Genomic DNA, 398 nt, shown 5'->3' on the forward strand with positions numbered 1-398 from the left:
AGCAGCACCGCCCCGGCGACGATCAGCGCGGCCCCGGGCACCGTGCAGGACGCGAGATACGGCAGCTGCCGCTCGGCGAACCGCTCGCCGGAGACGCCGTACCAGCCGATGACGCACAGCACCGCGCCCGCGGCGAGCGCGGCCCAGCCGGCCCACAGGACGGGGTGCACGGTCCGCAGTCGCGTTGTCCGCATCGCCGGCTCCCACACGTCGGGTTCTCACGCATGCACACGGGGTTTCCGCGCATGTGCCTGTCCATGTCAGCCAATGGCATGCACTATGCCTCCTGCAAGCTGACCCTGAAAGCACCGGGCGCACACGGCCCGGATCGACACCCGGTGGTGAGCCAGATGGAACTCGGGAGCGACCTCAGGCGGCGCGACGCGCGCAGGGGACGG

At 71.6% G+C, this 398-nt stretch carries 1 pseudogene; it reads right to left on the reverse strand.

The annotated features are described in order from the left end of the window. Window positions 1-194: pseudogene (locus tag ACLZOT_RS50255) on the reverse strand (hypothetical protein); the annotation flags it as partial. Window positions 195-398 lie beyond the last annotated feature (204 nt).

This window comes from Streptomyces sp. 4F14 (assembly GCF_048159485.1).
GTDB lineage: Bacteria > Actinomycetota > Actinomycetes > Streptomycetales > Streptomycetaceae > Streptomyces.